We start from the raw sequence: 21,237 nt of genomic DNA on the forward strand, positions 1-21,237 counted from the left end.
GGATAGGCAGATCTATTCTTTTCTGCCTTTCTTGGTTTTTCTTGCAAGTCTTACCGTTGATAGTAATGCGAAATAATCGTTATCATCCTGTGATGCAGATCTATACATGATGCCGCAGCATGATATAGTGGTTATATAAAAAAATTTCTTATGATTAAAGCTTATTAACGACGGCGTTTTCTTCAGCATCTGGGCGAAATCACTGTGTTTAAGGCTTATCACTCTCGAGCACACCGGGCGATACCGAAATACCTGGCTGCGGACAAGCCGCAGTGATTAACCTAGGATGGTATAAGATATGAAATTGCAGCAACTTCGTTACATCGTAGAAGTGGTAAACCATAACCTCAACGTCTCTTCTACGGCTGAAGGTCTTTATACCTCTCAACCCGGCATCAGCAAGCAGGTAAGAATGCTGGAGGATGAGTTGGGCATCCAGATTTTTGCCCGTAGCGGCAAGCACCTTACCCAAGTAACGCCTGCTGGTCTGGAAATTATCCGTATCGCCCGCGAAGTGCTGTCCAAAGTGGATGCTATCAAGGCCGTTGCCGGTGAACATACCTACCCGGACAAAGGCTCGCTGTACGTTGCTACCACCCACACGCAGGCGCGCTACGCGTTGCCTAACGTGATTAAAGGTTTTATCGAGCGTTACCCACGCGTGTCGCTGCATATGCATCAGGGTTCGCCAACGCAGATTGCCGAAGCGGTTTCCAAAGGTTCAGCCGACTTTGCCATCGCTACAGAAGCACTGCATCTGTACGACGATTTAATCATGTTGCCGTGCTATCACTGGAATCGTGCGGTAGTGGTGAAGCCCGATCATCCATTGGCCGGCAAGAGCCATATCACCATTGAAGAGTTGGCCGCTTACCCGATCGTTACCTATACCTTTGGCTTTACAGGCCGCTCTGAGCTGGACACGGCATTTAATCGCGCAGGGCTTACGCCACATATCGTATTTACCGCCACCGATGCCGATGTGATCAAAACCTATGTGCGTCTGGGGTTAGGGGTTGGGGTTATCGCCAGCATGGCGGTAGACCCGGTACAGGATCCGGACCTGGTTACCGTGGATGCGCGGGATATCTTTACTTATAGCACCACCAAGATCGGTTTCCGCCGCAGCACCTTCCTGCGCAGTTATATGTACGATTTTATCCAGCGCTTTGCCCCTCATTTAACGCGTGATGTCGTCGATACCGCCGTGGCTCTGCGCTCCAACGAAGATATCGAGGCCATGTTCAAGGACATCAAGCTGCCGAATAAATAATATTATTGCGATAAAATAACGGTTTTCAGGAGGGTTACCCCTCCTGTCTGACGCCTTGTCACCCGACATTACTCCGCCAACCTATCCGCTTGCCTTCTGCTTAACTCATTGGTAAACCGACAGCTTTCCCTCCTTGATTGCTATTGCCTATCGTTATGATCAAAACGTGTTGTTATCAAAACGTTACGTGGGGTTTGTGTTATCTTTAAATAAGACCTCAGTAATTACCCTGTTTTGACATAATTATAAATGGAGGAGCTATGTCGTCTGATCTTCGTAAAACGAGTATGGATAAGCTGGTTGCACTGGGTAGTGAGTATCACTATTACAGCCTGCCATTGGCCGCCAGACAGTTAGGGGATATTGACCGGCTGCCGAAATCAATGAAAGTGTTATTGGAAAACCTGCTGCGGCATGTGGACGGCGATCAGGTGCAGGTTGACGATCTGCAGGCGATTGTGGGGTGGTTGCAAACCGGTCATGCCGATCGCGAAATTGCCTACCGCCCGGCGCGGGTACTGATGCAGGATTTCACCGGTGTGCCTGCGGTCGTTGACTTGGCCGCCATGCGCGAGGCGGTACAACGTCTGGGCGGAAAAGTAGATCAGGTCAACCCGCTTTCACCGGTTGATCTGGTGATCGACCACTCGGTGACTGTCGATGAGTTTGGTGACGATGATGCTTTTGGTGAAAACGTCCGCATCGAAATGGAACGTAACCACGAGCGTTATACCTTTTTACGCTGGGGGCAAAAAGCGTTTAACCGTTTTCGCGTGGTGCCGCCCGGCACCGGCATCTGCCACCAGGTCAATCTCGAATATCTGGGGCAAACCGTCTGGCATACCGAAGAGCAGGGTAAGCATATTGCCTATCCCGATACCCTGGTCGGTACCGACTCCCACACCACCATGATTAACGGCCTGGGGATCCTGGGCTGGGGTGTTGGCGGTATTGAAGCCGAAGCCGCCATGTTGGGCCAACCGGTATCGATGTTAATTCCGGACGTGGTTGGTTTCAAACTGACCGGCAGGTTACCCGAGGGCATCACCGCAACCGACCTGGTGCTGACCGTCACGCAAATGCTGCGTAAGCACGGCGTGGTTGGCAAGTTTGTTGAATTCTATGGCGATGGGTTGGCTGATTTGCCGTTGGCGGATCGCGCAACCATTGCCAATATGTCGCCGGAGTTTGGGGCTACCTGTGGATTCTTCCCGGTCGATGAAGTCACGCTGGGTTATCTGAAACTGAGTGGTCGTAGTGCCGAGCAGATTGCGCTGGTGGAGGCCTATACCAAAGCACAGGGAATGTGGCGCTATGCTGGCGATGAGCCGGTGTTTACCAGTACCTTGGCACTCGATATGTCGACGGTAGAGGCTAGCTTGGCCGGGCCAAAACGTCCACAGGATCGTGTTGCTTTACCGCAGGTTCCTAAGGCGTTTAACGCGGCGACTGAGCTGGAAATTGGCAGCCAAAAAGATAAGCAGCAAGTGAAAACGTTCACTTTGGAAGGTAAAAGTCACGAACTGCATACCGGCGCGGTTGTGATTGCTGCGATTACTTCCTGTACCAACACCTCCAACCCGAGCGTAATGATGGCCGCCGGGCTATTGGCTAAAAAGGCGGTAGAAAAAGGCTTGAAGACCAAGCCTTGGGTCAAGACCTCGTTGGCTCCAGGCTCCAAGGTTGTCACCGAGTATTTCAATAGTGCGAGGCTGACGCCGTATCTGGAACAGTTGGGCTTTAATCTGGTGGGTTACGGATGTACCACCTGCATTGGTAACTCAGGGCCGTTGCCAGAACCGATTGAACAGGCGATCAGAGAAGGGGATCTTACCGTTGGCGCGGTGCTGTCTGGTAACCGTAACTTTGAAGGGCGCATTCATCCCTTAGTGAAAACCAACTGGTTGGCTTCACCGCCGTTGGTGGTGGCTTATGCGTTGGCAGGGAATATGAATGTCGATCTGACCCGCGACTCTTTGGGCGTTGGGCGGGATGGCAAACCGGTCTATCTTAAGGATATCTGGCCAACCAGCCAAGAAATTGCCCTGGCGGTGGAACAGGTTCGCACCGAGATGTTCCATAAGGAATATGGCGAAGTGTTTAATGGCGATGCCGCGTGGCAATCGATCCAGGTTACCGGCTCGTCTACCTATCAGTGGCAGCCAGATTCCACCTATATCCGCCATCCTCCTTTCTTCAGCAGTATGAAAGCGCAGCCAGACCCGGTACAGGATATCAAGGATGCGCGCATTTTGGCGATCCTGGCGGATTCAGTCACCACCGATCACATTTCTCCGGCGGGCAACATCAAACGTGATAGCCCGGCAGGCCGTTACCTGAGTGAGCGTGGTGTTGAGGCGAGGGACTTCAATTCTTACGGTTCGCGCCGAGGCAACCACGAAGTGATGATGCGTGGCACATTCGCCAACATCCGTATTCGCAACGAAATGCTGCCAGAAGTGGAGGGGGATACACCCGGCATCTTCCGTCTCAGAATCAGATGTCGATCTACGATGCTGCGATGCAGTACCAACAAGAGCAGGTGCCGTTGGCGGTGATTGCCGGTAAAGAGTACGGTTCTGGCTCCAGCCGTGACTGGGCAGCCAAAGGCCCGCGTCTGTTAGGGGTACGCGTGGTGATCGCCGAATCATTCGAGCGTATCCACCGTTCTAATCTGATTGGGATGGGCATCTTGCCGCTGGAGTTCCCGCAAGGGGTGACGCGTAAAACGTTGGGGTTAACCGGGGAAGAGCAGATTAGCGTCAGTGGGTTGCAGGCGCTGAAACCGGGCCAGACGGTACCGGTTTACATCACCTACGCGGACGGAAGGCGGGAGGTGGTCAATACCCGCTGCCGTATTGATACCGGCAATGAACTGACCTACTACCAGAATGACGGTATTCTGCACTACGTCATTCGCAAAATGCTCTAAATAGCGCCAGGGCGATTGCTCTATGCCTGTGGTAACCTCCCTCTCCCTTTGGGGAGAGGGACTCGTCAGTCTTAGCCTGTACAAGCATTACCCTTTCAGGCACCCCTGATGTATTTATTTCTGATCCAGCAAATGCCCCATTTTGGCAGCCTTGGTCGCGAGATAACGCTCGTTCTTTGGATTACGGCCAACAATCAGTGGTACACGCTCGGTAATATTGATACCCGCTTCGCTCAGGATCTCGACCTTTTTCGGGTTGTTGGTCAATAAGCGCACTGCGCCAACGCCCAGTAGTTTGAACATATCGGCGCACAGGGTGAAGTCCCGCTCATCTGCCGCAAAACCAAGCTGATGATTGGCTTCCACCGTATCAGCCCCTTTATCCTGCAAGGCATAGGCACGGATTTTGTTCAACAGGCCGATATTGCGGCCTTCCTGCCGGTGATAAAGCAGAATACCTCGGCCTTCTTCGGCAATTTGCTCCAATGCGGCCTCCAGTTGGAAACCACAGTCACAGCGTAAGCTGAACAGGGCGTCGCCGGTCAAACATTCAGAATGTACGCGTGAGAGTACTGGCGTTTCGCCAGAGATATCACCGAATACCAGTGCCAGATGGTCGTGCCCGGTTGCCAGTTCTTCAAATCCCACCATCAGGAAATCACCCCATGGCGTTGGCAGTTTGGCTTCTGCCACCAGTTTAAGCTGCATGTCACTCTCCAAAACACATCCGGTCAAATCGCTGCGTGCATCCTACTTCTGGAACAAGGAACTGACCAGAACTAAAATGTGCGGCGACGGGCTTATATCTATTATCCGCCATTTTGCCATAACTTCTTGCCGAGTGGTGCTCAGCAAAGCAGCATCTGACGTTTTACCGTAACTATCGTTGTAATCGGTGGCTTGAACCAGACGGAAGTAGGGGTATTACCCGCTATAACCAGGTACAGACCAACCAGCAACAAGATCAGTATTGGGTAGCCGCTCAGTAAAGCAGGTAAACCTCGTGTAAATGCTTAATTTCTGCCTGAATCGGGAGGGATATTTGTAATGGAGTGTACATTTAAAATATTATCTGCTAGTGAATGCCTTGGTGAGTGATATATTAAATCGCAAAACTTCTTGCCGCAGATTGTTAATTTAATGCTTATCAATGTCGAGGTTTTTAATATTGCATGGTTTTTTCATAGGATTATTCTTGCATTAATAGGCTGCGGGTTGATTGCCTTGCCAATTATTTTATTAAGTTTATGCGGTTTTAAGGGGGATCAGGATGAAAATACCATTCACACCAAGTGATTATAAAATATTATCATATTAATCAACTGGTTGATGTGATAATGCAATGTGAGGTAAAAGTTATATTATTTGTTTTTTATTGATACCATTTGTTATTACTGACTATTCTGACTGACACTTTATTTTACTGGCAAAAAAATAATTTCCATTTTAGAATTTAAATGACCTTTTAAAAAAGGCGAGGTAATAACCCAGATGATGATAGTTAAAGTAAGTGAGAATCATTTGGAAACATTGTTATTGCATTATTAAAACTCTGGTTAAGGGATTGGAAATGAAGGGAACGATTAGGAATATTATTTTAGGTGCTGCAGCTTTGATTTTTGCTGCCTCTGCGATGGCCGAAGCGGTCAAAGTGGAAAAGGTAGAAGTATTAGACAAGCGTGTTTCACTGAATATGCCAACGACATTCAGTGAGATGAGCAAGGATGTCATGAAGGTCAAGTATCCTGCCAATAATAGACCAACCGAGGTTTACACCAACGCAGAAACCACCGTTAACTTTGCCTTCAACTACACGGTGAACAAGATTGCAGAGAGCCAACTGGATGCTTTTGCTCAGCAAATGAAGCAAATGCTGGCACAGTTCTCCCCGAAAATCAGCAAGGTGGATGTGAATGGTCAAAAAGCGGTGTTGTTTGACTTTGTTACACCGGCTGCAGATACCGAGATCCATAACCTGATGCTGGCAATGTCTGTTGACGGGCGTTTACTGCTGACGACTTTTAACACCACGAAAGAACAGGCTCCAGAGTGGTTGGAAGTGGGTCGTGAGTCACTGCTTTCTGTCCAGGTAAACAAGTAACATTGGCGATACGGTATCAGTTTGGTACCGTATTTCTCTCCTCCTGCGGCAATCTTCTGGATAACCACCTATCAAAAACTCGCTTTTTATATAAAATCCCTTCTCTGGCTCCTATTAACCAACGACGCTACCTATCAAACTCCCGATGTTTGCTATCTGTTTAATTTTTAGTATGTTGCTGAGATTACAAGCTTGTTACACTGCGGATTGGATGTAATTGAAGGATAAATGAATGTTAGATATAGCAAAACGCACGGCGGGCGGTGCGATCGTGCTGCTGCTGATGCCATTGGCGGTATGGGTTTCTGGCTGGCAGTGGCAGCCCGGTGGCAATGAAGGCCTGCTTAAAGGGCTGTATTGGGTGACGGAAACCGTTACGGCACCCTGGGGCATTGTTACCAGCCTGGTCCTCTCTGCCTGGTTTCTGTGGTGTTTGCGTTTTAGGCTGAAACCGGCAGTGGGGCTGTTTATTCTGTTGTCTGCGGCAATTGTTATCGGCCAAGGCATTAAATCGGCGATCAAAGACCAGGTACAGGAACCCCGCCCATTTGTGATGTGGCTGGAGTCTACCTATCACGTCGATGAAAGACATTTCTACTCACTGCACAGGAAAGAGCGCGGTGCGTTAGTCAAAGAGCAACTGCAGGATCAGACGGTAGTACCGGCTTGGTTGAGCAAACATTGGCAGTTCGAAACGGGTTTTGCTTTTCCTTCCGGGCACTCGTTGTTCGCCGCTACCTGGGCGCTGCTGGGGGTTGGGTTGCTGTGGCCTCGTCGGCACTATAAAACCGTGTCGGTGCTGATGGTATGGGCAACCGGTGTGATGGCAAGCCGCCTGTTGCTGGGTATGCACTGGCCGCGGGATCTGGCATTCGCGGTGGTGATTGGCTGGTTACTGGTCACCCTGGCCTGCTGGCTGGCGCAACGTTGGTTTGGCCCGCTCACCATCCCACCACAGGAACAGCAGGAAATCAGCGAGCGAGAACGCGAGAAGTAATTTGCCAGGCGCCAATCAGGCGCCTGCAATCAGCACTTTTACCCCCAGCTTTTCAAATGCCTGCACTGCCTGATTGCTGATACCGGCATCCGTTATCAAATAGTTGATATGGCTCCAATCACAAGGCAAAGCAAACATCGAAACCTTATCTATTTTGCTGGAGTCCGCCACGACATACACCGTATTGGCAGCGTTGATCATTGCCATCTTGACCTTGATATCGGTTTCGCTGGGGAAGCTCAACCCCAAACGCGGTGAAATACAGGCGGTAGCCAGGAACAGTTTCTGGGCCAGCATATTTTCAAAGAAGCTGGCAGCCTTATCGCCTGAGGTCGATAGCGTCGGGAATTTGAATGTTCCCCCGGTCAGTAAAATATTGACCCCAGGCTCCCCGCCCAGTTGCAGCGCGATATTGACCCCGGTGGTAATAACCGAAAGCTTTTTAATATGGCTCAAGTGGTTGGCTATTGCCGTAGTGGTGGTGCCCGAGTCCAGGATAATGGTGTCACCCGGTTCGATAAAGCTTGCAGCCAGTTTCCCGATGCGATCCTTTTCTACCAGATTGATTTGGCGTTCCAATAGCAAGGCATGGGTATTCTGTTTGCCGTCAACCAGCGTGGCCCCACCGTGGAAACGCTGGACATAGCCCTGTTGCTGTAAAACACGCAAATCGGTGCGGATAGTGGCTTCGGTCAGATCGAAGGTTTCCGTCAGCATCTTTACCGTAGCCGAACCATCTTCGCGGATCATGTCGAGGATCTTCTCCCGCCGCTGTTGCATTTCCGCCAGCTGTTCACTTTTGCTTTTCAATCGAAATACTCCCTCGCCAGACACGCGCCTTGCCACCGGTGCAATAGGCTGATTTGTGCCAGATATTGCTGCTGATGCGCCGGATTTTAGCTCGCTTGAAATGATAAAGCCATTGATAACTCAGGATACAAATTTGATTTTCGTTCAAAAATGAAAAAGGGTTGTGACACGAAAATAACCGAGGTGAATCTGGTGGATAAATGGATGAATTTTACCGATTAACGGTATTTTGCTGTTTTTATTGATAAATTATTATCGATCCGTTTTTGTTTGAAATTTGATCTGCACCACAATAATTATCGAATTAACAATATATGATTTCGTTCGAAAATCAATGATTCGTTTTTATCGACTGTTCATGGTGACAGAGCGGTGAAACGAAAAGCCAAGATGAGGTGATGATGGACGTTCAGACGATTAACCAAACGGCGCGACAGGCCCGCCGTTACGTTGTGGCCATGAACCATAAAGCGGGTAAAGGACACACCGGTGCCGATCTGTCAGAAATCGACATCATCTGCACGCTGTATATGGCGGTGATGGATCGTAGCAACGCCCGTCCTGACCAGGATCGTTTCATCCTGTCGAAAGGCCATGGGGCTGGCGGTTTTTACTGCAGTTGCGCCGCGATGGGGCTGCTGGATCCAGCGGTACTCGAGCAATACATGGGGGATGACACTCTATTGGCTGGGCACCCGATTCGTCAAAAATTACCGGAGCTGGTGGAAATTAATTCCGGGGGCTTGGGGCATGGATTACCGATTGCCGTCGGCTTGGCGTTGGGCAACAAACTGGCCGGGCGAGCGCACCGTCGTGCTTTCGTGCTGCTGGGGGACGGCGAGCTGGCAGAAGGATCCAACTGGGAAGCGGCCATGTCCGCCAGTAAATTTAAACTGGATAACCTGATCGCTATCGTCGATCGCAACCGCCTGCAACTGGCGGGGAAAACCGAAGACATCATGCCGCTGGAACCGTTGGCAGATAAGTGGAAAGCCTTTGGTTTTGAAGTGAGTGAATGCGATGGGCACGATCCCCAAGCGCTGATCGATGCCATCAACCGCCCTGGGCAGGATAAACCACGGGTGATCCTGGCTAACACCGAGAAAGGTCATGGCGTGTCATTTATGACCAATGTACCAGCCTGGCATCACGCCGTCCCTGACGATCAACAGCTGGCGCAGGCGCTGGCAGAACTGGAGGACTAACCATGCAGGATTTACGTGATGCAGTGATCGCCACGCTGATTGAACAACAGCAGGCTGGTGCGGATCTGAGTGTGATGGTGGCCGACTCCACGTCAACTTCAAAAATCGGCCCGTTTGAGAAAGCTTACCCGGAGCGCGTGATTAACGTCGGTATCGCTGAACAGAATATGGTTGGCATGGCCGCAGGGATCGCGCTCAGTGGCCGGACCGTGTTCACCGCTAACGCGGCGCCGTTCCTGTTTGCACGCTCCAATGAACAGATGAAAAACGACATCTGCTATTCAGCCACCAACGTAAAAATGTTGGGTTTGAATGCGGGCTTTGGTTATGGCCCGCTGGGCGCTACCCACCATTGTATGAATGATATTGCCATTGCCCGCACGCTGGGCAATTTAACGGTTTATGCCCCAGCCGACGGGCGGCAGGCCGCAGAGATAGTGCGCCACGTGATTGCCAGTCCAGGGCCGGCCTATATTCGCATGGACAGCGACAAACTCCCGCTGCTGCACACAGAAAGCTATCACTTCCGCCCAGGGCAACCCGAAGTGTTGCACGAAGGAACAGGCAGCGTGGTGTTCTGCCTTGGGACCATCGTGCATGAAGCGATGAAAGTGTTGGCAATGGGGGATGACCCGACCGTGGTTTCGCTGCCTTCGCTATGGCCGCTGGATGAGTTGGCGGTGGTAGCACTGATCCGTGAGCACCAGCAGGTGATCACCATGGAGGAGCACGTGCTCAGTGGCGGGCTGGCTACCATCATCAGTGAACTGATGCTCAAGCATCAACTGCGCCAACCCTTCGTGCCGTTGGGCGTTCCACCATATGAATTTACCCATAGCAGCAGCCGCGCCGCATTACGCCAGCAATATGCGATTGACGCCGCAGGTTTGCATCAGCAGTTGAGCAAATAAGGAGAATGGGATGAGCCAAAACGAATACGACGTCAATTTACGCTACGGTGTTGATACTCAGATGTCGCTGGCAGGAAAAGTAGCGGTGGTTACCGGCGGGCTTGGCGGTATCGCCATGGCTGCCAATCAGATGCTGTTGGAGAAAGGTGCTCGCCTGGTGCTGATGTACCCCGAGTTCGAGCAGGAAAAAGTGGCGGCAATAAAACAGCAACTGGCCGGAGATCCGGTTGCTTATCAGGTCTGTGATGTTGCCGATCCTCAATCGGTGGCAGCAGCCTTTACTGCCGCCCAGAAATGCTGGGGTCGCCTGGATATTCTGGTGAACTGCGCGGGATACGTTAATTTGCAGCCCGCCACCGAGATCGATTTCAGTGACTGGCAACAGCATATCGCCGTCAACCTGACCGGGCCGTTCCTTTGCGCACAGGCTTTCGCTCAGCGTCTGATCGCAGCCGGGCACGGTGGCAAAGTCATCAACATAGCCTCCCAGGCGGCATCAATCGCCATTGATAACCACTGCGCCTATACCTCGGCAAAAGCTGGCTTGTTGGGCATGACCAAAGTGATGGCGAAAGAGTGGGCGACTCATGGGATCACGGTCAATACCCTGTCACCGACCGTAGTGCTGACCCCGATGGGGGAGAAAGCCTGGCGGGGCGAAAAAGGCGAGCAGATGAAAAAGCTGATACCGCTGGGGCGCTTTGCTTATACCGATGAAATTGCAGCGGCAATTCTGTTCTTTGCCAGTAACGGCAGCGACATGATCACCGGTGCGGATCTGATGATCGACGGCGGTTTTACCATTTGGTAAGCGGCACCACCCCGATCGCCAACACCAGACGATGTTCAACACAACGATAAGAGAACAACATCATGAAAAAGATAGCCACTTACCTGACCCTGTTTGCCACCAGTGCCCTGATACCCGTTCAGGCCGCAGAAAAAGGCACCATTGCCATCCTGGTGAACTCCCTGGATAACCCTTATTACTCTGCCGAGGCCCGAGGTGCCGAAAACAAAGCCAAGTCTTTAGGTTACAGCACATTAGTGCTTTCCCACGGCGAGGATGTGAAGCGCCAGGGGGAACTGATCAGCCTGGTAATAGGCCGCAAAGTGCAGGGCATTGTACTGGATAATGCCGACTCTCAGGCCAGCGTTGCCGCGGTGCAACAGGCGAAGAATGCCGGGATCCCGGTGGTGCTGATTAACCGTGAAATCCCGGTTGATGGCGTGGCGCTGGCGCAGATCACGCATAACAACTTCCAGGCCGGTTCCGACGTTGCCAACCAGTTCGTGGAGAAAATGGCAGAAACCGGCAAATACGCTGAATTGACCTGCAACCTGGCCGACAATAACTGCGTGACCCGTTCACAGTCCTTCCACAACGTTATCGATCAGTACCCTGAAATGGTCAGCGTTGCGCGTCAGGACGCCAAGGGTAACCTGCTGGAAGGCAAACGCATTATGGACAGCATCCTGCAGGCACATCCGGATATCAAAGGCGTCATCTGTGGCAACGGGCCAGTGGCTCTCGGTGCCGTGGCTGCGCTGAAAGCCGCGGGGCGTGGTGATGTGACCGTGGTGGGCATCGACGGCAGTAACGATGAACGTGATGCCATCCTCAATGGCAGCCTTTATGCGAGCGTGATGCTGCAAGCACAGGCGATTGCCAGCCAGGGAGTGGAGATACTCGACGGATACTTCCAGTCCGGAAGTTACACCGGCAAGGAACGCATCATGTTTCGCGGCATTCTGATCGACCAAAAGAATGCCAGCAAGGTCAATGAGTTTAACTACCAGCAGTAATCAACAGCGGTAATGGCTTTTTCAACACCCCGTTGCGGCGGGGTGTGACCGGAGGTTTTTATGTCCAAGCGCGTTGCGTTGGCAATCGCTGCTGTGATGGCGCTGAGCGGTTGTCGCATTGTTTCGGAAAAACAGCTGGCGGCACTGCAAAGCCCGGTAAATCCACATTTGGCCCAGGCCGGGGCTCTTTACCATGAACAGATTGTGCCGCAGGTGATGAAGAGCGCAGTGCCACTTACCAGCCTGATCGCGCAGATTGGCCAGGCAAAAGATTTTGACACCGCCTGCCAGCAATTGGGTTATCGCGCGCAACCTGAATTCCCTTGTCACTTCAGTACTTCGGTCAGCGGGGAGATTACGGCTATCAACACGCAATCTCGCAGTGGCCGCATGACGCTCAAGTTGGCCGAAGGCCCGATCAATAGCTTAGAGGTGCAAATTGGCCCGGTTTATCGCGGCACTGTGCTGCGTGACAGCTATCGGGGGTTGGGCTACAGCGATTTTAACGATCAGACGCTGTTTGGGGATTTCGCCAAAGGTATCAATCAGGCGTCGATTGCCGAGTTGGCCGGTTTTGAACCGAAAGTGGGCGAGAAAATCACCGTCTACGGCGTATTTACCAGTTGGCAACTGCCAGCGGAACCGCTGCTGATTACGCCGGTGCGTATCCAACCCTGAGGAGAGGTTATGAGTAACCCCGTCATCATCCAGACCCATAGCGTCTCGCGGTTATATCCCGGCGTCACGGCACTCGACAGCGTTAGCTACCAGGTTTTTCGCAATAAGGTCAACGTGCTGATCGGGGAGAATGGCGCGGGTAAATCCACCATGATGAAACTGCTGGCGGGGGTAGAGCGGCCCTCGTCCGGCAGCATTGAGCTGGATGGCCAGAAGATTGATATGCATTCCACACAAGATGCGGAAAAGCACGGTATCAGCATTATTTTTCAGGAGCTCAATCTGTTCCCCAATATGTCCGTGATGGACAACATTTTTATGGGTAACGAATTCTTCCAGCGTGGCCGGATCAATGTGGAATATCAGTACCAGTTGGCCAAATCCCTGCTGGCGCGGCTGGAATTGAACGTTGATCCTCATATGCTGCTCGGCAACCTGGCGATTGGCCATCAGCAACTGGTTGAGATTGCTCGCGCACTGGCAAAAGACACGCGGGTGCTGATTATGGATGAGCCGACCTCCGCGCTCAGTCAGGTTGAGGTTCGCACTTTATTCAAGGTGATTGCCGATCTGAAAAAACGCGGTGTCACCCTGATTTACATCTCTCACCGCCTGGAAGAGCTGATGGAGATCGGCGATCAGGTTACGGTATTTCGTGATGGTCGCTTTGTGGCGGCCGAGCAGATCGCCAACGTCAGCATCCCCTGGATCATTGAAAAAATGGTCGGCGAAAAGAAAAAGCATTTCGATTATGTTCCGGCCGAAAAAGGAGAGGAAGTGCTGCGGGTCAGTAATCTGACGCTACCGCATGAAAACGGCGGCTATCGTCTGAATGACGTCAGTTTCTCGTTACGGCGCGGAGAGGTGATCGGCATTTATGGTTTGCTGGGGGCGGGGCGGACTGAGCTGTTCAAAGTGATCAACGGTGTAATGCGCCAAACCTCCGGGCAGATTCTGCTTAACGGCAAGAACGTCGAGCGCAGCAGTTTTCGCGAAAGGATGCGCGTCGGTATGGCCCTGGTACCGGAAGACCGGCAAGCGGAAGGGCTGGTTCAGATGATGTCGATTCAAGCCAACATGACGCTTTCCAGTCTGGGGCGCAACGCTGTCAAACTGATCAGCGAGCAACGTGAGACCGATATCGTCAACGGCATGATAGAAAAACTGGCCATCAAGGTTAGCGATTCCGGGTTGCCTGTCACCTCACTTAGCGGTGGGAACCAACAAAAAGTAGTGCTGGGTAAAGCGCTCCTGACCGGGCCACAGGTGGTGTTTCTCGATGAACCGACACGCGGCATTGATGTGGGGGCGAAAACCGACGTTTATCACCTGATTGGCGCGATGGCCCGTCAGGGGCTGGCGGTCATGTTTTCCTCCTCCGAACTTGATGAGGTGGTTTCGCTGGCGGACCGGGTGATCGTCATGGCGGACGGGCAACTGACGGCCGATCTCCCCCGTGAACAAGCCGATCGCGAACTGCTGATCCGAGCTTCAACCCCTCATGCTTAAGGATAACAAGATGCAAACCAAATACCGGCTGTACATGTATTTGCTGCAGGCGCGCACCTTTATCGCCTTGCTGCTGGTGGTGCTGTTTTTCAGCAGCATGGTGCCTAATTTTCTCACGGTGTCCAACCTGTTGATCATGACTCAGCACGTCGCGATCACCGGTTTGCTGGCGGTTGGGATGACGTTGGTGATCCTGACCGGGGGGATCGATCTTTCGGTGGGGGCAGTGGCAGGTGTCTGCGGCATGATCGCCGGGGCATTGCTAACCGTTGGGTTACCGCTCGGTGGGGGCAACCTGCTGTTTCTCAATGTCTATGAAGTGTTTGTCGTGGTGGCCATCGCCGGTATTGCTATCGGTTTGGTCAACGGAACCTTGATCACCAAGTTGGGGGTTGCCCCTTTTATTTGCACTCTGGGGGCGATGTATGTGGCCCGTGGTGCGGCGTTGCTGACCGCTGACGGTAAGACCTACCCTAATCTGGTGGGTATGGAGGCGTTGGGCAACACCGGTTTTGCCACGCTGGGTTCCGGCACTTTCCTGGGTATTTACAACCCGATCTGGCTGATGCTTGTAATAGTGCTGTTGGGTATTTACATCACCAAAAAACGCCGTTGGGTCGTTACATCTATGCCATTGGTGGCAATGAGTCAGCGGCACGGTTATCTGGTGTGCCGATCGTGAAAGTGAAAATGTTTGTTTATGCCTTCTCTGGTATGTGTGCCGGGTTGGTTGGGCTGGTGATCGCTTCCCAGTTGCAAACCGCGCACCCGATGACCGGCAACATGTTTGAAATGGACGCCATTGGCGCCACGGTGTTAGGTGGAACCGCACTGAGCGGCGGGCGTGGGCGGGTATTTGGTTCAATTATCGGTGCTTTTGTCATCGTGTTCCTGGCGGATGGCCTGGTGATGTTGGGGGTCAGCGAGTTCTGGCAGATGGTGATTAAAGGGCTGGTGATAGTGACCGCCGTGGTGATTGACCAATTCCAGCAACGGCTGCAAAGCAAGGTGACCCTGATGCAGCGCCATGAGAAGAAGGCGGCACAGCCGCTGGCCGAGGTGAGCCATGGATAAGCGTGATTGTGTTGTGGCACTGGACGAAGGCACCAGCAATGCCAAAGCGGTAGTGGTGAATGCAGCAGGTAAGGTGATTGCCTCCAGCAGCCGGCCATTGACGCTGCAAACGCCTCAGTCTGGTTGGGTAGAGCAGCAAGGGGAGGCGCTGTTAGAGGCATCATTGGCGGTGCTGCGTGAGGCCATTGCCCAGGTTGGCGAAGACCGTATCGCTGCCATCGCCATCAGTAACCAGCGTGAAACCGCAATGGGCTGGTATCGTCATAACGGCCAGCCCATCGGCCCGGCCATCACCTGGCAGTGTTCACGTAGCGCCGCGTTTTGCGATCAATTGCGGCGTGACAGGCAAGACGCTCTGATTCGTCAGGTGACCGGGTTGCCGATCGCTCCGCTGTTTTCTGCCTCAAAAATGCGTTGGCTATTAGACAGCATGCCGGAAGGTCAGCAGCGTGCAGAGAATGGTGACGTATGCCTGGGCACCGTTGATGCCTGGTTGTTATGGCATCTGACCGGCGGCAGGCAGTTTTGCTGCGATCGTTCCAATGCGGCCCGCACTCAATTACTGAACCTGGCTACCGGGCGTTGGGACGAAAGCATGCTGAAGCTGTTTGGCATCCCGGAAGTGGCATTGCCGCAGGTTTGCCCATCCAGCCGTGATTTTGGCGTGACGCAAGGTGTCGAAGGTATCGCCGACGGTATTCCCATCTGCGCCATGATTGGCGACTCCCACGCGGCGCTGTATGGGCACGGATTAGGGCTGGCGGGCCGGGTGAAGGCGACCTACGGCACCGGATCATCAGTGATGGCGCCGGTTGACGACATCCATCATGGCATAACCCAATTGGCCACCACCATTGCCTGGCACGATGGCTATCGCTCGCAATATGCCCTTGAAGGCAATATTCCCCATACTGGCGATGCCGTGGCCTGGATGTTGGGCATTACACACATGGAGATGACCGATCAGCGATTACTCAGCGAGTTACCTGCCAGCATCGAAAGCACCGAAGGGGTCTATTTTGTTCCGGCGCTGACCGGCACCGGAGCGCCGTGGTGGGATGATCGGGCTCGCGGCGTGATCTGCGGTTTGAGCCGGGGCACCCAACGTGCTCATGTGATCCGGGCCTCTTTGGAGGCGGTGGCCTATCAGATTGCCGATGTGATTGGCGCGTTGCGCCAGCACCCGGGTTTTCAATTGCAATGCCTGATGGCAGATGGCGGACCAAGCCGTAACGACTGGCTGATGCAGTTTCAGGCCGATTTGCTGGGTTGCCCGGTGGCACGCAGCAACACCCCGGAGCTGTCGGCGATCGGTGCGGCATTACTGGCCATGCGACAATGTTTCGGCCTGAAAGACCCGCAATTGTTGCAGCTACTGCCTGAGCATGACGAATTCAAACCCAATATGCAGCGGCATCTGTTGCTGAATAAAAGCTATCAGGGTTGGCAGCAGGCCGTCCAACGCACGCTTTGGCAACCAGAATCGAATATTTGTTTAAACGAGGAATTAGCATGAAACAGCAATTTAGCGGTAAAACGGTGGTCGTCACCGGCGCTTGTCGGGGGATTGGCGCTGGCATCGCAGAGCGCTTCGCCTCGCAGGGGGCCAACCTGGTGATGGCGTCAAACAGCGATCGTATTTTTGACAGCGCAGAACAGCTACGCCAGCGTCATCAGGTGCATATTGTAGCAGTAAAACTGGACGTAACCGATGAAAAGCAGGTCCAGGACATGTATCTGCAAGCCTGGGAAAGCTTTGGCCGCATTGATGTGTCGATTCAAAATGCCGGGGTGATCACTATCGATCGTTTTGATGAAATGCCCAAAAGCGATTTTGAAAAGGTGCTTGCAGTCAATACCACTGCCGTCTGGCTATGCTGCCGTGAAGCGGCGAAATATATGGTGAAGCAGGGGGAGGCAGATTGATCAACACCTCTTCAGGGCAGGGGCGCAATGGTTTTATCTACACGCCACATTACGCTGCCAGTAAAATGGGGGTGATCGGTATAACTCAAAGCCTGGCGCTGGAACTGGCCTGTCATAACATTACCGTCAATGCGTTCTGCCCAGGGATTATCGAAAGCGAAATGTGGGATTACAATGACCGCGTGTGGGGGAAATTCTCAGTACGCCGGAAAAACGCTATGGCAAAGGGGAGTTGATGGCTGAATGGGTGCAAGGTATCCCGCTCAAGCGTGCCGGGCAACCTGGAGATGTCGCTGGCCTGGTGGCGTTTCTGGCCTCAGACGACGCCTGCTATATTACCGGCCAGACTATCAATGTTGATGGTGGTCTGATCATGTCCTAGCGTGACAATGTCACCTATTTCGCGGCTCCAATCAGGGGCCGCATCAAGGCAGATTTTTATCCCGCATTGCAATCTTCGCTTTTGCCCCCATATCAGGATAAACCTCCCATTTTGAGAAGCTTTCTCATTAATTTGCTTCGGTGCTTCGTTTCCTGCTGAATATCCCGGCAGATATCTGGTTTTATCGCGTGCAGGGTTTCCCTGCTACGATGGGAAATGCTAACTTAAGTGTCAGGGAAGCCACTTAATGGCACATATCCCAGGTGTTGCAAGTTATAGAATTGGCTATGGCTGGCAACACTGGGACAGAGTTCATCCGATTCACTCGGCATTGCGGGAAAGAATGTGAAATATTTGCTGATTTTTTTGTTGGTTCTGGTGATTTTCGTAGTTTCAGTCACCCTAGGCGCGCAGAACGACCAGGTTGTGACTTTTAACTATTTGGTTGCTCAGGGCGAATATCGCGTATCAACCCTGTTGGCCGCCTTGTTTGGCAGTGGTTTTGTCTTGGGCTGGATCATCTGCGGGGTATTTTATCTGCGTACACGCATTGCCTTGGGGCGTGCCAATCGCAAGATCAAAAGGCTGGAGCTACAGCTTGAAACGCCTGCCGAACCGGCGTCTTTGCCTGCTGTCAGCAAGGAATAATCTTCTATGTTAGAGCTGCTGTTTCTGTTGCTGCCTGTAGCTGCCGCGTACGGTTGGTACATGGGGCGCAGAAGTGCTCAGCAGGATAAACAACAGGAAGCCAACCGCCTTTCGCGTGAGTACGTGGCCGGGGTTAACTTCCTGCTTTCCAACCAGCAGGACAAAGCGGTCGATCTGTTCCTTGATATGCTGAAAGAGGACAGCAACACCGTCGAAGCACACCTGACGCTGGGTAATCTGTTCCGTTCACGCGGCGAAGTTGACCGCGCCATCCGCATCCATCAGGCGCTGATGGAAAGTGCCTCTTTAACCTTCGAACAACGCCTTCTGGCGATCCAGCAGCTTGGGCGTGACTACATGGCTGCCGGGTTGTATGACCGTGCCGAGGATATGTTCAGCCAGTTGGTCAATGAAGAAGATTTCCGTGTTTCGGCTTTGCAGCAGCTGTTGGTGATCCATCAGGCGACCAGCGATTGGCAGAAGGCCATCGAAGTGGCGGAAAAGCTGGTTAAATTGGGCAAAGACAAGCAGCGCATCGAAATCGCCCATTTTTATTGCGAGCTGGCATTGCAGGCGATGGGCAGCGACGATCTTGATAAGGCGATGGGCCTGTTAAAGCGCGCGGCGGCGGCAGATAAACAGTGTGCACGCGTGTCGATAATGTTCGGGCGCATCTTTATGGCACAAGAAGACTACCCCAAAGCGGTAGAAGCCATGACGCGCGTTCTGGATCAAGACAAAGAGCTGGTCAGCGAAGCCCTGCCGATGTTGCATGAGTGCTATCAGCATTTGCCGCAACAGCAGCAGGAATGGGCGGATTTCCTCAAACGTTGTGTTGAAGAGAATACGGGTGCCACAGCGGAGCTGATGCTGGCGGAGGTCATTGAGCAGCGGGAAGGGCGCGATGTGGTGCAGGTTTACATTAACCGCCAATTGCAACGCCATCCTACTATGCGGCTGTTCTATCGCCTGATGGATTATCATCTGGCGGATGCGGAAGATGGTAGGGCCAAGGAAAGCCTGTTGCTGCTGCGCGACATGGTGGGTGAACAGATCCGTACCAAGCCCCGTTACCGTTGCCACAAATGTGGCTTCACGGCCCATTCACTTTACTGGCATTGCCCTTCATGCCGGGCCTGGGCTTCGGTAAAACCGATCCGTGGCTTGGATGGGCAATAAAAACGGGGCGATTAAATAACTTATCGCCCCGTTTTTTTGTCTCGATCACTTCTTCTTGCTGTTTTTCAGGTTGCCTTTCAACAATTGGCGCAGCTTCTTCAGCTCTTTCTGGTTCAAAGGCTGTTCAATTTCTTCTTCGGTGCCCTGATTATCAATGTCGTCATGATGTAACGGGGCGGCTTTCTTGCTGGCTTTTACCGGCAGATCAAAACTGGTTTCCAACCGTTGGCAAACTTCAGCGCTGAGGGAAAGCTGGTTCTCCAGAGCGATAGCCTTAATCTTTTCTTTCAGTGCCAGAGGGATCTTGATGGTGAGTGTGGATATCTCGCTCATTTTTCAGCCTTTTATGCGGGAACTAACCATCAAGCTATGTCAGTTATTTGAATGTGTCCAGTATGTAATAAAAATTTAATCTATTTGTAACATTGGCGGGGTTTGGAGCGAGGCAAAAAGGGCCCGCATCGCGAGCCCTGAATCAGGTTTACTTGTAAATGACTGCGTTGCCGTGCAACAGGTTGTTGCCGCCTGCGGAGATAATGCGGTAGCTGCTGGCACCTTGAGCCTCAGCCTTGGCGGCCAATTTGGCTTCCAGGCTGCTCAACGTTGTGGCTTGACCGGCGGAAACAACGCCAACTTCGGTCAGTTTCTGTGCTTGCTGCAGATTGACCGGCTCGGCGGCAAAGGTGGCGAAAGAAGTCATGGCAAGCGTGGCAACTGCGGCAAAATATTTGATGTTTTTCATAATTTATTCCAGTTAGTTATCTAATTGTGAAGATGAATTCCTTTAGATGTGTTGAATGATATAGAAAATATTTTTGTTTAAAACGTGATAACGTTGAGCTAGTTAATCAAATTATTTGATTGATAATTTACCCATCTTTACTGCGATTTACGTCCCTAGGGGTAAGTGGGCCGGCAGGAATTGACACTCTATGACGTAGGCTGAGTTAACATTACTTAACGCCAACTGGCGCGGTGGCTGGGATTTCCGCTGTCTGGCATGTAGAATGCGGCGGTCAGTTTTGCTGGCGTGTCATTAACGCAGGTCCATATTATATAAGGTAGAAGAAATGAAGTCTGAAAATAACATTAATAACAATGACTTAAAATCATCTCCGATCATCGTTGCCTTGGATTACGCCGATAGAAATGCGGCTCTGGCTTTTGCCGACCGTATTGATCCGCAAGATTGTCGGTTAAAAGTGGGCAAAGAGATGTTTACCCTGTTCGGGCCAGAGATTGTGCGCGATCTGCACCAGCGCGGTTTCGACGTTTTTCTCGATTTGAAATTCCACGATATTCCTAACACGACCGCGCACGCGGTGGCGGCAGCCGCGGAGTTGGGTGTCTGGATGGTAAACGTCCACGCCAGCGGCGGCGCACGCATGATGACGGCGGCCAAAGAGGCATTACAGTCTTTTGGCGCGCAGGCACCTTTGCTGATTGCCGTAACGGTGCTCACCAGCATGGAGGCAGGGGATCTGCACGCCATAGGTATTGATATCAGCCCGGCAGAGCAGGCGGAGAGGTTGGCCCGTCTGACCCGGGACTGTGGCCTGGACGGCGTTGTCTGTTCTGCGCATGAAGCCACACGCCTGAAAGCGGCCTGTGGCAGCCAATTTAAACTGGTCACGCCAGGTATTCGCCCAGCAGGCAGTGCAGCAGGCGATCAGCGCCGGGTGATGACGCCGGAACAGGCTTTGGTTGCCGGGGTAGATTATATGGTGATTGGCCGCCCGATTACGCAATCTGCCGATCCGGCAGCCACGCTTCACGCTATCCGTGCCTCACTGATCTAAGGGATCC

17 protein-coding genes and 3 pseudogenes are annotated in these 21,237 nt (G+C 52.4%); 16 read left to right on the plus strand and 4 right to left on the minus strand.

What is annotated here, in order from left to right; translation table 11 throughout:
• Window positions 1–298 precede the first annotated feature (298 nt).
• Both cysB and acnA read left to right on the plus strand, forming a co-directional pair.
• Complete coding sequence (gene cysB, locus ACQ86O_RS18500) at window positions 299–1,273, plus strand: HTH-type transcriptional regulator CysB (RefSeq protein ID WP_431222319.1); 975 nt, start codon at window positions 299–301, stop codon at window positions 1,271–1,273.
• Between the two features lie 287 nt (window positions 1,274–1,560).
• A pseudogene (gene acnA, locus ACQ86O_RS18505) lies at window positions 1,561–4,205 on the plus strand (aconitate hydratase AcnA).
• Window positions 4,206–4,319: 114 nt separating this feature from the next.
• On the opposite strand, the gene ribA reads toward acnA, so the two are convergent.
• Window positions 4,320–4,913, minus strand: a complete 594-nt coding sequence (gene ribA / locus ACQ86O_RS18510; RefSeq protein ID WP_431222320.1) for a GTP cyclohydrolase II — start codon at window positions 4,911–4,913, stop codon at window positions 4,320–4,322.
• A gap of 862 nt (window positions 4,914–5,775) precedes the next feature.
• Between ribA and ACQ86O_RS18515 the strand changes: the two genes are divergently transcribed.
• Window positions 5,776–6,306 (plus strand): hypothetical protein, encoded by a 531-nt coding sequence (locus ACQ86O_RS18515; protein ID WP_431222321.1) that lies wholly within the window; start codon window positions 5,776–5,778, stop codon window positions 6,304–6,306.
• A 232-nt stretch (window positions 6,307–6,538) separates the two neighbouring features.
• Window positions 6,539–7,303 carry a phosphatidylglycerophosphatase B gene (gene pgpB, locus ACQ86O_RS18520; RefSeq protein WP_431222322.1) on the plus strand — a complete coding sequence of 255 codons (765 nt, stop codon included), beginning with the start codon at window positions 6,539–6,541 and terminating at the stop codon, window positions 7,301–7,303.
• A 15-nt stretch (window positions 7,304–7,318) separates the two neighbouring features.
• On the opposite strand, the gene ACQ86O_RS18525 is transcribed toward pgpB, so the two are convergent.
• On the minus strand, window positions 7,319–8,113 hold the full coding sequence (locus tag ACQ86O_RS18525) for a DeoR/GlpR family DNA-binding transcription regulator (protein WP_431222323.1): 795 nt from the start codon (window positions 8,111–8,113) through the stop codon (window positions 7,319–7,321).
• 401 nt (window positions 8,114–8,514) lie between these two features.
• Between ACQ86O_RS18525 and ACQ86O_RS18530 the strand changes: the two genes are divergently transcribed.
• The 11 genes and pseudogenes from ACQ86O_RS18530 to lapB all read left to right on the plus strand — a co-directional run bounded on the left by ACQ86O_RS18530 (window position 8,515) and on the right by lapB (window position 19,431).
• The gene (locus ACQ86O_RS18530; protein ID WP_431225770.1) at window positions 8,515–9,318 is read left to right on the plus strand and encodes a transketolase; all 804 of its coding nucleotides are present in this window, start codon (window positions 8,515–8,517) and stop codon (window positions 9,316–9,318) included.
• 2 nt (window positions 9,319–9,320) lie between these two features.
• Window positions 9,321–10,229, plus strand: coding sequence for a transketolase family protein (locus tag ACQ86O_RS18535; protein WP_431222324.1), 909 nt, complete (start codon window positions 9,321–9,323; stop codon window positions 10,227–10,229).
• Window positions 10,230–10,239: 10 nt separating this feature from the next.
• Entirely contained in the window at window positions 10,240–11,040 is an 801-nt protein-coding gene (locus ACQ86O_RS18540; protein WP_431222325.1) for a GolD/DthD family dehydrogenase, read from the plus strand.
• Between the two features lie 62 nt (window positions 11,041–11,102).
• Entirely contained in the window at window positions 11,103–12,035 is a 933-nt protein-coding gene (locus ACQ86O_RS18545; protein ID WP_431222326.1) for a D-ribose ABC transporter substrate-binding protein, read from the plus strand.
• A gap of 60 nt (window positions 12,036–12,095) precedes the next feature.
• Window positions 12,096–12,713: a DUF2291 family protein gene (locus ACQ86O_RS18550; RefSeq protein ID WP_431222327.1), complete on the plus strand. Its 618-nt coding sequence runs from the start codon at window positions 12,096–12,098 to the stop codon at window positions 12,711–12,713.
• A gap of 9 nt (window positions 12,714–12,722) precedes the next feature.
• Window positions 12,723–14,222, plus strand: a complete 1,500-nt coding sequence (locus ACQ86O_RS18555; RefSeq protein ID WP_431222328.1) for a sugar ABC transporter ATP-binding protein — start codon at window positions 12,723–12,725, stop codon at window positions 14,220–14,222.
• Window positions 14,223–14,400: 178 nt separating this feature from the next.
• Window positions 14,401–15,296, plus strand: a pseudogene (locus tag ACQ86O_RS18560) (ABC transporter permease).
• Complete coding sequence (locus ACQ86O_RS18565; protein ID WP_431222329.1) at window positions 15,289–16,812, plus strand: FGGY family carbohydrate kinase; 1,524 nt, start codon at window positions 15,289–15,291, stop codon at window positions 16,810–16,812. Before ACQ86O_RS18560 ends, ACQ86O_RS18565 begins: the two are co-directional and overlap by 8 nt.
• Window positions 16,809–17,604 (plus strand): annotated as a pseudogene (locus tag ACQ86O_RS18570) (SDR family oxidoreductase). Before ACQ86O_RS18565 ends, ACQ86O_RS18570 begins: the two are co-directional and overlap by 4 nt.
• A 345-nt stretch (window positions 17,605–17,949) precedes the next feature.
• The gene (locus tag ACQ86O_RS18575) at window positions 17,950–18,252 is read left to right on the plus strand and encodes a LapA family protein (RefSeq protein WP_431222330.1); all 303 of its coding nucleotides are present in this window, start codon (window positions 17,950–17,952) and stop codon (window positions 18,250–18,252) included.
• A 6-nt stretch (window positions 18,253–18,258) separates the two neighbouring features.
• Entirely contained in the window at window positions 18,259–19,431 is a 1,173-nt protein-coding gene (gene lapB / locus ACQ86O_RS18580) for a lipopolysaccharide assembly protein LapB (RefSeq protein WP_431222331.1), read from the plus strand.
• A 45-nt stretch (window positions 19,432–19,476) separates the two neighbouring features.
• Here lapB and ACQ86O_RS18585 read toward each other — a convergent pair whose 3' ends face one another.
• Together ACQ86O_RS18585 and bhsA are read right to left on the minus strand one after the other, a co-directional pair.
• The gene (locus ACQ86O_RS18585) at window positions 19,477–19,764 is read right to left on the minus strand and encodes a hypothetical protein (protein WP_431222332.1); all 288 of its coding nucleotides are present in this window, start codon (window positions 19,762–19,764) and stop codon (window positions 19,477–19,479) included.
• A 148-nt stretch (window positions 19,765–19,912) separates the two neighbouring features.
• Entirely contained in the window at window positions 19,913–20,173 is a 261-nt protein-coding gene (gene bhsA, locus ACQ86O_RS18590) for a multiple stress resistance protein BhsA (RefSeq protein ID WP_431222333.1), read from the minus strand.
• A 328-nt stretch (window positions 20,174–20,501) separates the two neighbouring features.
• On the opposite strand from bhsA, the gene pyrF reads away from it, so the two are divergent.
• Entirely contained in the window at window positions 20,502–21,230 is a 729-nt protein-coding gene (gene pyrF / locus ACQ86O_RS18595) for an orotidine-5'-phosphate decarboxylase (RefSeq protein ID WP_431222334.1), read from the plus strand.
• The last annotated feature ends 7 nt before the right edge of the window (window positions 21,231–21,237 follow it).

Source organism: Serratia sp. L9, assembly GCF_050632285.1.
Taxonomy (GTDB): Bacteria; Pseudomonadota; Gammaproteobacteria; order Enterobacterales; family Enterobacteriaceae; genus Chania.

What these genes read in the sequence shown, in the direction of transcription:
- cysB (WP_431222319.1), top strand. Translation starts at nt 299, where the DNA reads ATGAAATTGCAGCAACTTCGTTACATCGTAGAAGTGGTAAACCATAAC.
- ribA (WP_431222320.1), bottom strand. Translation starts at nt 4,913, where the DNA reads ATGCAGCTTAAACTGGTGGCAGAAGCCAAACTGCCAACGCCATGGGGT.
- ACQ86O_RS18515 (WP_431222321.1), top strand. Translation starts at nt 5,776, where the DNA reads ATGAAGGGAACGATTAGGAATATTATTTTAGGTGCTGCAGCTTTGATT.
- pgpB (WP_431222322.1), top strand. Translation starts at nt 6,539, where the DNA reads ATGTTAGATATAGCAAAACGCACGGCGGGCGGTGCGATCGTGCTGCTG.
- ACQ86O_RS18530 (WP_431225770.1), top strand. Translation starts at nt 8,515, where the DNA reads ATGGACGTTCAGACGATTAACCAAACGGCGCGACAGGCCCGCCGTTAC.
- ACQ86O_RS18535 (WP_431222324.1), top strand. Translation starts at nt 9,321, where the DNA reads ATGCAGGATTTACGTGATGCAGTGATCGCCACGCTGATTGAACAACAG.
- ACQ86O_RS18540 (WP_431222325.1), top strand. Translation starts at nt 10,240, where the DNA reads ATGAGCCAAAACGAATACGACGTCAATTTACGCTACGGTGTTGATACT.
- ACQ86O_RS18545 (WP_431222326.1), top strand. Translation starts at nt 11,103, where the DNA reads ATGAAAAAGATAGCCACTTACCTGACCCTGTTTGCCACCAGTGCCCTG.
- ACQ86O_RS18550 (WP_431222327.1), top strand. Translation starts at nt 12,096, where the DNA reads ATGTCCAAGCGCGTTGCGTTGGCAATCGCTGCTGTGATGGCGCTGAGC.
- ACQ86O_RS18555 (WP_431222328.1), top strand. Translation starts at nt 12,723, where the DNA reads ATGAGTAACCCCGTCATCATCCAGACCCATAGCGTCTCGCGGTTATAT.
- ACQ86O_RS18565 (WP_431222329.1), top strand. Translation starts at nt 15,289, where the DNA reads ATGGATAAGCGTGATTGTGTTGTGGCACTGGACGAAGGCACCAGCAAT.
- lapB (WP_431222331.1), top strand. Translation starts at nt 18,259, where the DNA reads ATGTTAGAGCTGCTGTTTCTGTTGCTGCCTGTAGCTGCCGCGTACGGT.
- ACQ86O_RS18585 (WP_431222332.1), bottom strand. Translation starts at nt 19,764, where the DNA reads ATGAGCGAGATATCCACACTCACCATCAAGATCCCTCTGGCACTGAAA.
- bhsA (WP_431222333.1), bottom strand. Translation starts at nt 20,173, where the DNA reads ATGAAAAACATCAAATATTTTGCCGCAGTTGCCACGCTTGCCATGACT.
- pyrF (WP_431222334.1), top strand. Translation starts at nt 20,502, where the DNA reads ATGAAGTCTGAAAATAACATTAATAACAATGACTTAAAATCATCTCCG.